The 13,437-nt window shown below is 28.9% G+C and carries 18 protein-coding genes; 16 read left to right on the top strand and 2 right to left on the bottom strand.

Annotated elements, in window-relative coordinates; all coding sequences use genetic code 4:
- Positions 1 to 2 precede the first annotated feature (2 nt).
- Genes scpB through AACL07_RS02625 form a run of 5 tightly spaced genes read left to right on the top strand, consistent with a single transcriptional unit; the run spans position 3 to position 3,477 of the window.
- On the top strand, positions 3 to 569 hold the full coding sequence (gene scpB / locus AACL07_RS02645) for an SMC-Scp complex subunit ScpB (RefSeq protein ID WP_338983048.1): 567 nt from the start codon (positions 3 to 5) through the stop codon (positions 567 to 569).
- Complete coding sequence (locus tag AACL07_RS02640) at positions 569 to 1,318, top strand: pseudouridine synthase (RefSeq protein WP_338983046.1); 750 nt, start codon at positions 569 to 571, stop codon at positions 1,316 to 1,318. The genes scpB and AACL07_RS02640 overlap by 1 nt, the downstream gene beginning before the upstream one ends.
- Positions 1,318 to 1,920: a deoxynucleoside kinase gene (locus AACL07_RS02635; RefSeq protein WP_338983044.1), complete on the top strand. Its 603-nt coding sequence runs from the start codon at positions 1,318 to 1,320 to the stop codon at positions 1,918 to 1,920. Before AACL07_RS02640 ends, AACL07_RS02635 begins: the two co-directional genes overlap by 1 nt.
- A gap of 9 nt (positions 1,921 to 1,929) precedes the next feature.
- The gene (locus AACL07_RS02630) at positions 1,930 to 2,637 is read left to right on the top strand and encodes a YebC/PmpR family DNA-binding transcriptional regulator (RefSeq protein WP_338983042.1); all 708 of its coding nucleotides are present in this window, start codon (positions 1,930 to 1,932) and stop codon (positions 2,635 to 2,637) included.
- 48 nt (positions 2,638 to 2,685) lie between these two features.
- Positions 2,686 to 3,477 (top strand): hypothetical protein, encoded by a 792-nt coding sequence (locus AACL07_RS02625; RefSeq protein ID WP_338983040.1) that lies wholly within the window; start codon positions 2,686 to 2,688, stop codon positions 3,475 to 3,477.
- Positions 3,478 to 3,506: 29 nt separating this feature from the next.
- Here the strand turns inward: AACL07_RS02625 and AACL07_RS02620 are convergent, their stop codons facing one another.
- Positions 3,507 to 3,926 carry a pentapeptide repeat-containing protein gene (locus tag AACL07_RS02620; RefSeq protein ID WP_338983038.1) on the bottom strand — a complete coding sequence of 140 codons (420 nt, stop codon included), beginning with the start codon at positions 3,924 to 3,926 and terminating at the stop codon, positions 3,507 to 3,509.
- 216 nt (positions 3,927 to 4,142) lie between these two features.
- Between AACL07_RS02620 and AACL07_RS02615 the strand changes: the two genes are divergently transcribed.
- From AACL07_RS02615 to AACL07_RS02605, 3 genes are all read left to right on the top strand, one after another.
- Entirely contained in the window at positions 4,143 to 4,787 is a 645-nt protein-coding gene (locus AACL07_RS02615) for a phosphotransferase (protein WP_338983036.1), read from the top strand.
- Positions 4,788 to 4,879: 92 nt separating this feature from the next.
- Positions 4,880 to 6,163 (top strand): hypothetical protein, encoded by a 1,284-nt coding sequence (locus tag AACL07_RS02610; RefSeq protein WP_338983034.1) that lies wholly within the window; start codon positions 4,880 to 4,882, stop codon positions 6,161 to 6,163.
- Positions 6,133 to 6,570, top strand: coding sequence for an HNH endonuclease signature motif containing protein (locus AACL07_RS02605; protein WP_338983032.1), 438 nt, complete (start codon positions 6,133 to 6,135; stop codon positions 6,568 to 6,570). The genes AACL07_RS02610 and AACL07_RS02605 overlap by 31 nt, the downstream gene beginning before the upstream one ends.
- Before the next feature lie 153 nt (positions 6,571 to 6,723).
- On the opposite strand, the gene AACL07_RS02600 is transcribed toward AACL07_RS02605, so the two are convergent.
- Positions 6,724 to 7,284: an inorganic diphosphatase gene (locus AACL07_RS02600; protein WP_338983030.1), complete on the bottom strand. Its 561-nt coding sequence runs from the start codon at positions 7,282 to 7,284 to the stop codon at positions 6,724 to 6,726.
- A 141-nt stretch (positions 7,285 to 7,425) separates the two neighbouring features.
- Between AACL07_RS02600 and AACL07_RS02595 the strand changes: the two genes are divergently transcribed.
- From AACL07_RS02595 to AACL07_RS02560, 8 genes are all read left to right on the top strand, one after another.
- Positions 7,426 to 8,013, top strand: coding sequence for an ECF transporter S component (locus AACL07_RS02595; RefSeq protein WP_338983028.1), 588 nt, complete (start codon positions 7,426 to 7,428; stop codon positions 8,011 to 8,013).
- A gap of 66 nt (positions 8,014 to 8,079) precedes the next feature.
- Positions 8,080 to 8,973 carry an ECF transporter S component gene (locus tag AACL07_RS02590; protein ID WP_338983026.1) on the top strand — a complete coding sequence of 298 codons (894 nt, stop codon included), beginning with the start codon at positions 8,080 to 8,082 and terminating at the stop codon, positions 8,971 to 8,973.
- A gap of 99 nt (positions 8,974 to 9,072) precedes the next feature.
- Positions 9,073 to 9,330 (top strand): hypothetical protein, encoded by a 258-nt coding sequence (locus AACL07_RS02585; RefSeq protein WP_338983024.1) that lies wholly within the window; start codon positions 9,073 to 9,075, stop codon positions 9,328 to 9,330.
- 105 nt (positions 9,331 to 9,435) lie between these two features.
- Positions 9,436 to 10,125 carry a hypothetical protein gene (locus AACL07_RS02580; RefSeq protein ID WP_338983022.1) on the top strand — a complete coding sequence of 230 codons (690 nt, stop codon included), beginning with the start codon at positions 9,436 to 9,438 and terminating at the stop codon, positions 10,123 to 10,125.
- A gap of 8 nt (positions 10,126 to 10,133) precedes the next feature.
- Positions 10,134 to 10,802 carry a (d)CMP kinase gene (cmk, locus tag AACL07_RS02575; protein WP_338983020.1) on the top strand — a complete coding sequence of 223 codons (669 nt, stop codon included), beginning with the start codon at positions 10,134 to 10,136 and terminating at the stop codon, positions 10,800 to 10,802.
- 6 nt (positions 10,803 to 10,808) lie between these two features.
- Complete coding sequence (gene der / locus AACL07_RS02570; protein ID WP_338983019.1) at positions 10,809 to 12,119, top strand: ribosome biogenesis GTPase Der; 1,311 nt, start codon at positions 10,809 to 10,811, stop codon at positions 12,117 to 12,119.
- Positions 12,119 to 13,108 (top strand): NAD(P)H-dependent glycerol-3-phosphate dehydrogenase, encoded by a 990-nt coding sequence (locus AACL07_RS02565; protein WP_338983017.1) that lies wholly within the window; start codon positions 12,119 to 12,121, stop codon positions 13,106 to 13,108. Before der ends, AACL07_RS02565 begins: the two co-directional genes overlap by 1 nt.
- Before the next feature lie 29 nt (positions 13,109 to 13,137).
- Complete coding sequence (locus AACL07_RS02560; RefSeq protein WP_338983015.1) at positions 13,138 to 13,413, top strand: HU family DNA-binding protein; 276 nt, start codon at positions 13,138 to 13,140, stop codon at positions 13,411 to 13,413.
- The last annotated feature ends 24 nt before the right edge of the window (positions 13,414 to 13,437 follow it).

Genomic DNA, 13,437 nt, shown 5'->3' with positions numbered 1-13,437 from the left:
TTATGGACAAAAATAAAGTAATTGCATTAACGGAAGGGTTATTGTTTGTAAGTGGTGATGAAGGTGTAACTTATGACGACTTCAAAGCACTTGTAAAAGTTAAAAAAGATTCAGATGTTGATGAACTAATAAAAATTTTGAAAGATAAGTATTCAAAAGATAAAGCATCTGGTTTAGATATTCAAAAGTTTGCGGGTTCAAAATTTAGAATGATCACAAAAAAAGATGATTCACAATATTACTTAGAATTAGAAAATATCAAAACAGAAGCAAGACTGTCTTTTGCGTCTCTAGAAACATTATCAATCATTGCATATAGAGGCCCTATATCAAGACCAGAGATTGAAAACATACGTGGTGTAAACACGGAAGGTATAATCCATAAACTGCGCGTTAGAAACCTTATTCATGAATCAGGAAGAAGTGATGGTCCTGGAAGACCTGTGCTATTTACTGTTACTGATGACTTCATGAAATATTTCAATATTAATTCACTTGATGAATTGCCACCGTTACCAACTAATGATGAATCAGCAGATAAAAATATATTTTCAAGGAAAGATACGTAATGGCAATTGAAAGACTACAAAAGATAATTGCAGATCGTGGGTATTGTTCAAGAAGAAAAGCTGAAGAATATATTACGGCTGGACTTGTTAAGGTTGATGGCGACACAATCACTACTTTGGGTTCTAAATTTGATGAAGATGTAAGAATCACAATTGATAACAAGGTATTAGAAATCAGTACTTCTGCTAAGAAGTACTATGTTTTTTTTAAACCAAGAAACGTAATCACTACAATGAGTGACCCATTACACAGAAAATGTGTTGGCGATTATTTTAAAAGATTAGATGATAGAGTTTTTCCAGTGGGTAGACTAGATTATGATGTGTCAGGATTATTGATTATGACAAATGATGGTGAGTTTGCAAATCACGTAGCTCATCCAAGATATAACTTTTACAAAACATACCAAGCCTTAATCAAAGGTGAAGTTAAATCATTTCAAATCAAATCTCTAAGAACAGGTGTAATAATTGAAGACAACTATTTAGCTAAAGCGATTGATGCAAAAATGGTTAATTACAATAAAGAACTTGGTGAATCAATTGTGACAATGGTTTTAAACGAAGGGCACAAACACCACGTTAAAAACATGTTGGCAGCAGCAGATATGGAGTTGGTAAAACTACAAAGAACCATGGTTGAAGACATCACATTGGATGGTTTAAAACCAGGAATGTATAGAGAATTCAAAGCCCATGAGGTCAAAAAATTTTATGGTAAGATTAAATCAAGTAAGGAGACTAAATAATGAGACTAGCACTTTTTGGAACAGTAGGAGCAGGTAAATCATCTTTATCTGATGCAATTTCAAAATCAACAGGATTTGAAATTTTCCCAGAACCAGTTGATAATAATCCATATTTTGATGATTATTACAACGACATGAAAGCTTATGTATTTAGAATGCAAGTATGAATGTTAACTGCACGTTCAAAGCAATTAACATCAGCATCAAGTCTAACAAATGTAATTTTCGACAGATCAATTATTGAAGACCCAATCTTTGTTAGGGTTTCTAGAAGACTTGGTCTTCTAAATGGAACTGACTATAATACTTATAATGATTTCTTTGAAGAGGTTGTTCTTAAATCTTTAGGTGAAAGAGCAAACTTTGATCTAGTTGTTTATTTACGTGTTGACACTAAAAAAGCAATTGAAAGAATTCATGAAAGAGGTCGTGTACAAGAACTCGGAACTGACCATGCGTATTGAGAAATTCTTAATGAAGAATATGAAGCATTTTATGAAAAACATAAAAACAAATTTAACTTTTTGGTTATCGATGCAAATTCAGATAACCTATCTAAAAAGTTAAATGCAATATTAAAAAAAATGAACGAAATGAAATAGGGGCAAATTATGGGAAGAGCTTTTGAAGTAAGAAAACAAAGTATGATGAAAACTGGTGCTATGAAATCTGCACTATATGGTAGAGCATCAAAAGAAATTTACATGGCCGCTAAAAATGGTTCGGCTGACCCGCTTGCAAACCTTGCACTAAGAAGTGCAATTGATAAAGCAAAATCAAAACAAGTACCAGCAGAAGTAATAAGTCGCGCAATTAAGAAAGCATCAGGAAGTGATCATGAACAATTTATTGCAAATAGATATGAAGGTTATGGTCCAAATGGTTCAATGATAATTGTTGACTCACTAACTACTAATGTAAATAGAGCGATTGCAGAAATTAGAGAAGCATTCAAAAAGAATAGTGGAAACATTGCAACTTCAGGTGCTGTTTCGTATGCGTTCCAAGAAATGTCAGTATTTGGTTTTGATTCAATGGATGTTGAAACAACACTAGAGTATCTAATGGAAGAAGATGTTGATGTATTAGATGTAGTTGATGAAGAGGGCATAACTATGGTTTATGGTTCTTTTGTTAACTTTAATGCAATTAAAAATATCTTAGATAAAAAAGTTAAAGAATATAAAGTAGCTGAAACTTCAATGATTCCAAATGAAACGATTACATTAGAGGGTGATTCAAAAATAAATTTTGAAAAACTAACTGATTGATTAGATGAATTAGAAGATGTTCAAGGAGTATTTCATAACGTAGAATAAACCATTTAATGGTTTTTTTATTTATAATAAGACTTATAGGGGTTTGATATGACACTGTTTGCAAATATTGTATTTTGAGTTTTTATTGCATGTGTAGTTTTGTATGTGCTGATCAAACTAATTAATTTGTCAGTTTACAATAAAATAGTTCAACCACGAATTGTAGACGAACACACAACATTATCTGATGTTGAAGTAAATGATTTAGCAAAAAAATATCTTGAATATTTAAAATCAGATTTAGAACTTGAGTATGCATCACATGATGAATATGTACCAATCTATGATCATCTTGATGAAAAAGAAAAAAAGATTATTATTCCAAAATGATATATGTCATCAGTTGCATATGAACTAGATTATGTTTTTGCATCTATTTGATTTAATTCTTCAGTCCATAAAAAAAACAAATTTGCAAAAACATGAAGAACAAGAGCTGTGAGTATTCCGTTCTACGCAACAGTGTTCTTTATAATTTCATTAGTAATTGTAGTCCCATTAAAGCTTATAAACATGATTGGAGGAGATACTCCATTTGTTGTGTCTCAACAATTGATGTTTGATATTGTGCTGTCTATTTTTTCAATAATAGGGACAGTATGTATATTGTCATATGTCATGTGCATAATTTATGTAAACACTTATAAAAATATAATCGAAGCTGAATATGAAAATTCACTTTCAAAATTTATAACTGAACATTGTAAGTTATACAAAGAAGAAATAATTGCAGCAAGGCATTATGCAATTAGTATTAACAAAGTTGATTTACGTTCGTTTAGAATGCGTAAGAAAAAAGCAGGGGAACTAAAGTTCTTAGGACCATTTGTGATTATTTAAAAACTACAAGTATTTTACTTGTAGTTTTTTTATCCAACGAACTCGCAATTGTTGAGTCTGTTGGCAATATGTTTAGCTTGTGATTTTGAAAGTATTATATTTTCTAAATCTGCACCAACAAAACTGGCGTCACCAAAATCTGCACCAATAAAGTTTGCTTCATCAAAGTTTGCGTTTGTGAAATTTACAGAACTAAAATCAGCAGCAGTCATATTAGATGAACTAAAATCAGCTTCAATAAAATCAGATGATTCTAATCCCGCACCATTAAAGTTTAGAATACTGAAATCAGTATGACCTAAATCATATACGTTAGTAAAATCAGCACCGTGTAAGTTGATATATCCAAATTCAAAATAGATGTTGCTAAAATATTTTTCGATTAAATCTTCTTCTACAACAGTACCTGTCAGATCTTTTATTAAATCTTGTAATGTCTTTTTTTCCATTTTTTTATCCTCCAATATCTACAACGTCACAAATTAAAAAAATAATTCATATTTTTTTAATTATTTTTTTATTATATATTTTAAGAATAATTAAAATTTGGAATATATAATAAGTATGTCTCAAAATTTATTTTGGGACTCCTATAATGTTATGTATATGTTGATAAGTCAAGCTTATTATATATAAAGCTAGCGAAGTTATAGGAAGCTGGTACTATGAGAAATAACGGAAGATCTGAAAAGTTAATAACAAAGAATGATAAAGTTGTAACAAAAGAAAAAAATGATAATTTTGAACACTTAATTTTTATTAACAAAATATTTACAAAAAATAATTTTGATAAATTCAATTCAATTACATCGTTTACGGATACAACATATTCTTATATCTTTATTGATGGTATAACCCTGCATGATGTAGATGATATGGAAATTAGTCAAATTTATAAAATAATAGATTTTATAGTTGAATACCAATCATTTTCAAATGGTGTAAATGTAATTGTTCATGGCGATATAAGTCCGACAAATGTTGTTTTTAATAAAGTAAATAACTTACCTGAATACATCATTGATTGAGATGGGTCATATTTTGGTTCAAAGTATGACGATATTGGTTACATTTGCTGATTATGAGTAAATTTTGGTAATGAAAAAAAAGAGCATGATGTTTATATTAAAAAAATTAGTCAGATTTTTACATACCTAGAATGAAACAAAAGTGATATAGAAAAAACAAAAAAATCAATCCTTGAAAGAATTAGTAAAGAAAAAGAAAAGACAAAGCATTGTAAAAATGAATTTTTACAAAAATGGTACACATATTGTGAAAATTGAATATCAAAATATTGAAAATTTTAAAATAAGGAGAGCGCAATATACAAGAATTTAAAAGCTTAATTAAAAGTCAAAGAAAAAGTTGACAAACATTTGGATGAATAATTGCATATTTGATGTTACCCTCAATTTGGATATTAATTAGAGTAACCATAATATCAAAATATGCAAACGCTGAACTTGAGACATTTATTTCATGAGAGTACTTAAACATTGTTCTCGAAGTTATACAAGAATCCGTTTTGCTGCCACTATTTTGGTGATTGGCAAAAATTTCAAAGGATAAAGAAGATATAAAAAAAATTCAGGAAGTATATATATTAATATTTATATTATTTCTTTTAATTTTATTCATAATTAGTTTCTTCACAAGTCATTTAATTAATTCAGTAGGTATGGATGGCGACAGTCAAATTATTTTCTTCTTATTACAACTGTGAAGCAGGCTTCCAACAATTTTATTTTCAATATCATTAATTATAATGATAAAGATGAACTTAAATATAGCGGTAATACTTTGTTTGATCACAAAAATAATATTAATGGTTGCATTTGACTTAACACTTGCAAATAAAGATGTATTTTTAAATTCATATATAGGAATCGGAATTAGTACATTGATAACAGAAACAACAGTTTTTATAATTAGTATTTTTGTTATTGCAAAACATTTTGGATTTAAAGATTTTTTAAAAATAAATAAACAAAGTTTCAAAGTGTCGAATTTAAAAATTAATAGACAATTAGTTATTAATGTTTTAAGTTGTTTTGTGTTATCGTTTGTAAATAATTTTTTATATATGTTCATGGTACTAAAGAATATCAACTTATCCAATGCAGCAACAAGTTATTGGCTATCAAATACAATCATTTGACAATGAATATTAATAATTCCAAATGCATTAATTTTAATTAGCAAAGATATAATCTCAAAAGAAAGTAAAGTTAACCTAACAAATAAAAAAAGGCTATTTATATTAATGGAGTTCATTTGTTTATCTCTTGCTTCGTTGTTATTAATGACATTAATATTTGGATTAACTTTTAAACCAATAGCTAACGTCATTAGCAACAATAATCCTGGGGTTAGTTTCAATATATTTATATTCACAATCTGATTTTTCATATCTTATATAATTTGTCAAAATATAAATGTCATATTTATTGCTGAAGGTAAAAATCATATTTTATTGATTAGCGGTATTATTTCCAATATATGTATATATGTTCCATATATTGTATTATCGGCCTGTGACATAATTGATATGAATTTAGAAACTACAATTATTATGTTTTCAACTGGATTAATCATTTCTACAATTGTTGCAGTACCGGCGCTAGCGATTTATCTCAAGAGGGAGAAAAAGAAATGGGTAGAAAAAAATTCACAAGCAAAGTAGTTAGACTTGTATTTAAAAATTATTCTGAAAAGAATAAACACAAATTGAAAAATGGACAAGATCCAACACAGGAAGCAATGTGCCCCAAGTGTAATAAAACAATGTTGAAAGCTCAGTATCTTGGAAACATGAAGGAAGAAAAAGATAAAACATGAGACATTGATCACATTGATCAAAATAATGAAAATAATGATATCTCTAACTTGCAACCCATGCACCCTATTTGTAATAAGCAAAAAGGTGGTAAAAATAATAATAAGGAGGAAAAGCATATGAACAACAACAATAAAGCAAATCAAAAAAATAATAATAATGTTAATCAATCTAGTAATAACAAAGCATATAATGATACAAATAATAATAGAGCAAATCAAAAAAATCCTAATAATAAGAACAAGGCAAAATAATTTAGTCATAAATATGGATTACGCAATGTAGGTGAAATTAATGAACTCTACTTTGCTAAAAAAATCACAAAGTAGCTAGAAAAACATGAATTTATTAAGGCGCTTTTGCTTTAAATTCTTAAATAAAAAATGAGTTTAAAAAACTCATTTTTTCTATCCTTGACCAACTCCGGCTTTTTTTCATTCAGCCATAATTTGTTTTTGTTCACCGTTTGCAATACGTTCTTTGTATTCTTCAAAACGTTCACTACATTCAGCAAGTTCTTCCATGGCTTCTTTTTCATTTCCTCAACCATTTATTTTTACTGTTTTCTTTTGTAATTCTTTGTATTGTAAGAAAAAGTTTTCAACTTCATCTTTCAAATGCTGAGGCACATCTTTGATTGAAGTGTATGAATCAAATCTTGGATCGTTTGCAGGTACACCAAATAGTTTAGTATCAATTTCACCAGCATCAATCATTTTGATTGAACCAAGTATCCTTACATTAACAGCTACTCCAGGGAAAGTGGGGTAAGTAATTAATGAAATTACATCAAGTGGGTCTCCATCTCAATCGAGTGTGTTTGGAACAAAGCCATATTCACCTGGGTAGAAGTTAGCACCATAAAGTACTCTATCTAAACTGATTTGTCCTGTGACAGCATCGTATTCATATTTGTTTGAACTTCCTTTTGGGATTTCTACAATCATCTGTATTATATTATTCTTCATATATCTCCTTAGGGGTATAATTATTATAACAAAAGGATAAATTAATTTAATTTTTCTTAACTGTTAATTGCCAATTTGGTATACAAAAGTTAGCCAGCCACAAAGTGGTTTTTATTTTACAAACAAAAGGATAGATATAAAATGTTAAAAGAAAGATTAAGACAGACGATTATAATTTCAAACAAGCAAATAGTGACATTAGGTATTTGTGTTGCTTTAGCGCTTATACTATCTGCGTTCACATTAATATTTTCAGCAATTGGCGCTCCAATGGCAATTGAATTAACTTTCTTTACTTACTTGATAGCTTGAAGACGTGTTAATGTTTTTTATGGATTTGTTGTATTGACAATATCGACATGAATGAGAATGTTATATATTCCAGATCCATTTGGTGGAGCAGGGGTTTTGACTTTGTTTGTATCTGATTTATCGCAATTCTTCTTCTTTGTTGTTGCGTGATATATTTTTGGTTTGATTAGAAAGTTAAACACTGAAAAAAGTGTTGTTAAATTTATAATTGCATATCTAGTGGCTATGATATTTACAATAATTATTATGACGTTATTTGTTATTTACTTTTTAATCCCAACACTAATCCCAACACTAATGGATGTACCAAATTGACAATACTATTATTTTTTTAGTGGACTTATAGGTAATACAATCAAGTATTCAGTTAACTTAATTATATTTATTCCAATATATACACTACTTCCTAAATTGTAATTTTTATAATTTAGAATTATTTCATAAATATTAAATGATATAATTATTTATGAAACGAGGAAGAAAATGCTTAATATTGACAATAATAATATTGATGAAAAAGAAATAAAAGATGAAGTTATTTCTGACTCAAACAATATAGAAACTCACGATATAGAACACGTGGGCGATGAACCAATGAAAGATCACTATCATGACAAACATCACTTTACATCTGATGGTGAACATGACGATATTGATGATGGTGAATTTGAAATCAAAAAATATTTTTGAGTAAGATCAAAAGGTGAATTGATATATAAAATTTCAGCATCTGGAATAATACTTGCATTGGCATTAATAATGACTGCAATTGACGGTTATGGCTTAGAGGTTCCGTTAATGGGATTATTTAATGGGGTACTTGTACCAATAAGAATATTTGATTTATTGGTTATACTAATTGGACTTTCGGTAACTGGACCATTATTTGGGGGAGTTATTGGATTCATATTACCTTGAATTCACTTCTTAATGCATGCGCACTCAATCTTTACACCTGTAATTGAATCATTTGCATATGCTGCAATGGTGTTAATATTTTGGTTAGTTTATTTTGGTTTATTTAAAAATTCGCCATTTCACAAAGATCCAAATCCAAAAAAAGATAAATTTAAAAGATGGGCGCCAATGCCAATTATTGTATTAATTGGTGTAGTTTTGTTTACGTCAGTTACAATCTTAATTTTATATATCAACCAACTGACTGGAGCTTCACATCACCACCACGATAGTATGGCTTCTACTTTCCATGAACACGATGAACATTCTGAATCGTTATTTGATTTCTTGTCAGAATCAAAATGAAATATAGCTATATTAATTGGGTTACAATTTATTAGATTTATTGTATGTTATGTTTTGTTTGCTTTAATTGAACCGAAAGCAAAATTACTAAATCACAGAAGAGCAAGATTTTAAAACTAGATTAGTCTAGTTTTTCTTTTTTAAAATGATTAAAAAAGAAAGTACATAAAATATTTAAGGCGTAAAATTAAAACAGTATAAGGAGAAAGTACTATGCCAAAAGATACAAAAAACTTTATTTATATTTCAGATCTTGATGACAAATCTAGAGAGAATATAAATAAATTACTTCAAGATAAAAAAACACTCGTAATGGCTCTAGAAGTTGGAGATAACGTTAAAAAATCATTAGATAAAGGATTCTCTGATTTTTTAAATGCAAATATGGAATTAAAAGAATATAAAGATAACATAGGTGTTTGTTCATGTGGCGAACCCAACAACGCATTGATATATCTATGAAAAGATTAAAACTATAAGTTTTAATCTTTTTTTGCCCACATTACCTAAGGTTGTAAAAAATAAAAATGAGTATGTATATTCTTAATTTATAATATATACAATGCGAGGTTAAATATGTCTATCGAAACAAGAATGGTTAAATTCAAACCACTACATAATGAGATTAATAAAGAGATTGAATATTGATCAAATATTGAAAGTCAGAAAACAAAAACAAATATGATTTCTGAAAAGCTACGTATTGTTGACAAACCTTTTTTTGAACCAAAAATAAAAGCATTCACAAAATCAAATGACATATTCAAACCATATTTAGATAAGGATAGATCTAATCTATTAATATCTGAGGAAATGAAATTTGAGCTAAGACGTTATTTAAATGATTTGGCTACATTTGAAATGATCCATAGCAAAAATCAAACTATAGATAAAAGATTAGATATTGTGAATAACTCAAAAAAAATAATAATCAAAGATGAAGAATTACAAAAAATGTATTTGAGCATTGCAAGTGAAGTTATTAAGTTTAATGAAGGTATAAGAAAAGCATCTGAAATTAATCAAAAAACATTAGCCACATCACACATACCTCCAGCTGCTATTGAAGAAATGAGGGGAGAGGGTACATCTAAGTTCTATTTGTCAGCTAAAGAATCAAATATAAAATTAGAAAATTCAATTTTATCTCTTGAAAGAAGTAAACGTGATTGATTTACAAAAAAAATGAGTAAGATTGCAATTATTGTTGGAACAGTATTGATATTGTTAACCTTGCTTTCGCTAATCTTGTTTTCAATACTATAAGGAGTAATATGAAAAAATTAATTATTGCAGTTGATGGAACGGCTGGTAGTGGTAAGAGTTCGACAATGGAAGATGTTGCAGAAGCAACCGGGTATCTATTGGTTGACTCAGGTCAAATGTATCGTGCGTTTACAAAGTTTTGTATTTTAAAAAATATTAATTTTGAAAATAAAAACGAAATCATAGAATGTATTAAAGATTTTCACCCAAGCTATAAAAATGAACTTATTCATGTAAATGACTTAGACTTTTCAAAAATGATTTTTGAAATTGATATTACAAAAAAAATTAACTATTTAACGCCAATTAGTGAAGTAAGAGAGTTTATAACAAACAAATTAAGAGAAGTTGGTAAACCAGGTACTATAATGATTGGAAGAGATATTCAAACAGTTGTATTACCTGATGCTGATTTAAAATTATACTTTGACACAGATTACAAAACGCGTGCACAAAGAAGATATTTACAAAACACAAAATTTAATGTTGCATCAAACAATCTAGAAGATATTGAACAACAAATTCTTGAAAGAGATAAATCGGACAAGGGTAGAAAAGTTGGCCCATTAGTTGCAGCTAAAGGCGCAATTATAATTGACACAACAAAAACATCAAAAATTGATACAGCAAATAAAATTATTGAATTAATAAAAGAATTAGAAGCTAAAAAAGGATAAATATATATGTCAAAAAAATTTGTTGTAGCAATTGTAGGAAGACCAAATGTTGGGAAGTCAACATTTTTTAATCGTGTTATCCGCGAAAGAAAATCAATTGTTGAAGACACTCCAGGGGTTACAAGAGATAGACTCTATTCAAAAGCAGAATGACTAACAAGAGAGTTCATGCTTATTGACACTGGTGGTATCACTTTGGCTAAAGAGCAATTTGCCGAAGAAATAAAAATGCAAGCTGAAATCGCAATTGAAGAAGCTGACTTAATTATTTTTCTTTTAGACCATAAACATGGTATCGATCCAGAAGATAAAGTGATTTCAAAAATGTTACACAAAACAAATAAACCAATTATTTTAGGTGTGAATAAATATGACAGAAAAGATACTAACAATGAAGAATACAACTACATGCAATTAGGATTTGGAATGCCATCACTTGTTTCGGCAGAACATGGTATTGGTATTGGTAACTTACTCGATAGAGTTATTGAACTATCTAAAAAAATTGACTTAAATTATAGTGATGCTGATTTTTCAATCGCAATCGTTGGTAAACCAAACGTTGGTAAATCTAGTTTAGTTAACGCAGTACTTGATGAGAATAGAATGATTGTTTCGCCAATTGCTGGAACAACTACAGATTCAGTTGATACAAAATTTAAATATAAAGATAATGAATACAGCATAATTGATACTGCTGGTATGAGAAAAAGAGGTAAGATTTATGAAAATCTTGAAAAGTATTCATACCTTAGATCTCTTAACTCAATCAACAAAGCAAACTGTGTTTTATTGGTACTAGACATTTCAAAACCAATCACAGATCATGATACAAACATTGGTGGTTTTGCTTTTGAAGAAAAAAAGCCAATAATCATTGTTGCAAACAAATGAGATTTAATCGAAGATAAAGAGAAAAACATATTAAAAAAAGAAGAAGAAATCAGAGCATATTTTAAATATCTAAAATATGCAGAGTTAATTTTTGTAAGTGCAACTGAAGGTAAACGAGTTAAAAAAATATTTGACTTAGTTGAAGTTGTACGTGCAGCACTTAAAAAACGCGTTAGAACTAGTGTTCTAAATGAAGTTATGAATAAAGCACAATTAATAAATCCAGCACCAAATCACAACGGTGGTAGACTTAGAATTTATTATGCATCACAAGTAGAGGCGACTATTCCAACATTTGTGTTGTTCGTAAATGATCCAGAATATATGCACTTTTCATATAAAAGATTTATCGAGAACCAATTAAGATTACAATTTGATTTTAGAGGTGTACCAATAAGTATAGTATTAAGGGAGAAAAAATAATGAAAAAGAATTTTACAATAATCGGAACCGGAGCATACGGTACAGTTATTGCAAATGTATTGGCTGACAATGGTCATGATGTAATAATGTATGGTATTGATGAAAAACAAGTTCAAGACATCGATATCAATGAAACAAACTCAATGTTCTTTGGAGACATTAAAATAAATGCAAACATAAAAGCTACAACAAGTTTAGAAGCTGCATTAGAAAATTGTGAGTACATCGTACTGGGTGTGCCAACTGCGGCAATTAAAATTACAATTGAAAATATTTCAAAAGTACTGACAAGAAAAGTTCACTTTATAAATACTGCAAAAGGTTTTGATGAAGAGTCAAAAAACTTGTTAAGTATTAGTGTTAAAAAAATGTTAGAAAAAAACAATATCTTAAAATCATATTCAGGATTATTTGGTCCTTCAATTGCAATTGAATGCATCGAAAGAAAACCAACATGTGTAATGATGTGTAATGAAGACATTGAATTAGCAACTGAATTATCAGATCTATTTAACAATGAATACTTCTCAGTGTTTCCTTCGACAGCATTAGTTGCTTCAGAAGTATCTGCTGCTGCAAAAAACACAGTTGCGATTGCAGCTGCAATGTATAACACAATGACAAAATCAGATAATGCAACAGCATCAATTATTGCAAAGGGTAATTCAGATATTTTTGAGTTATCTAAATACTTTGGAGCTGACCCAACTGACTTTATGAACTATTGTACAATTGGTGATTTGATCCTTACAACTATGTCACCACAATCAAGAAATTACCAATTAGGTAAGAAACTTGCAGAAAGTGATAACCCAAAAGAAGTGTTAAGTGAACAAAAAATAACTGTAGAAGGTGTGCTTGCTTGTAAAGTGATTCATGACATTTTAGCGAAAAGTACCATAAAATCTAAACTATTTGAAATTATGTATGAAATATTGTATAATTATAAACGACCAAGCATTGTGATGAACAACGTACTAACAAGGTAAGGTTTTATAAATAAGATAGGGGTATATATATGACAAAGAAAGAATTAGCAGAAAGATTGGCTATGGATTGTGGAACTACAAAATCACAAGCAGAACAAATTATTAACTTAGTGTTTGATGAAATTATTCAATCATTAGCAAAAGGGGAAGAAGTAGCTATTGCTGGATTCGGAAAATTAACAACTCTTGAGAGAAGTGCAAGAGAAGGAATCAATCCTTCAACTGGTGAAAAAATCCAAATTGAAGGAAAAACAGTTGCGAAATTCAAACCTTCAAAACAATTAAAAGAAGCAATTTCTAAATAATTAAAAAAGATCTCCTTGTGAGGT

The sequence above is a fragment of the Spiroplasma endosymbiont of Othius punctulatus genome (genome assembly GCF_964019505.1).
In the GTDB taxonomy this organism is placed as follows: Bacteria; Bacillota_I; Bacilli_A; order Mycoplasmatales; family Mycoplasmataceae; genus TIUS-1.
This window is presented reverse-complemented; position numbering and strand designations above follow the sequence as displayed.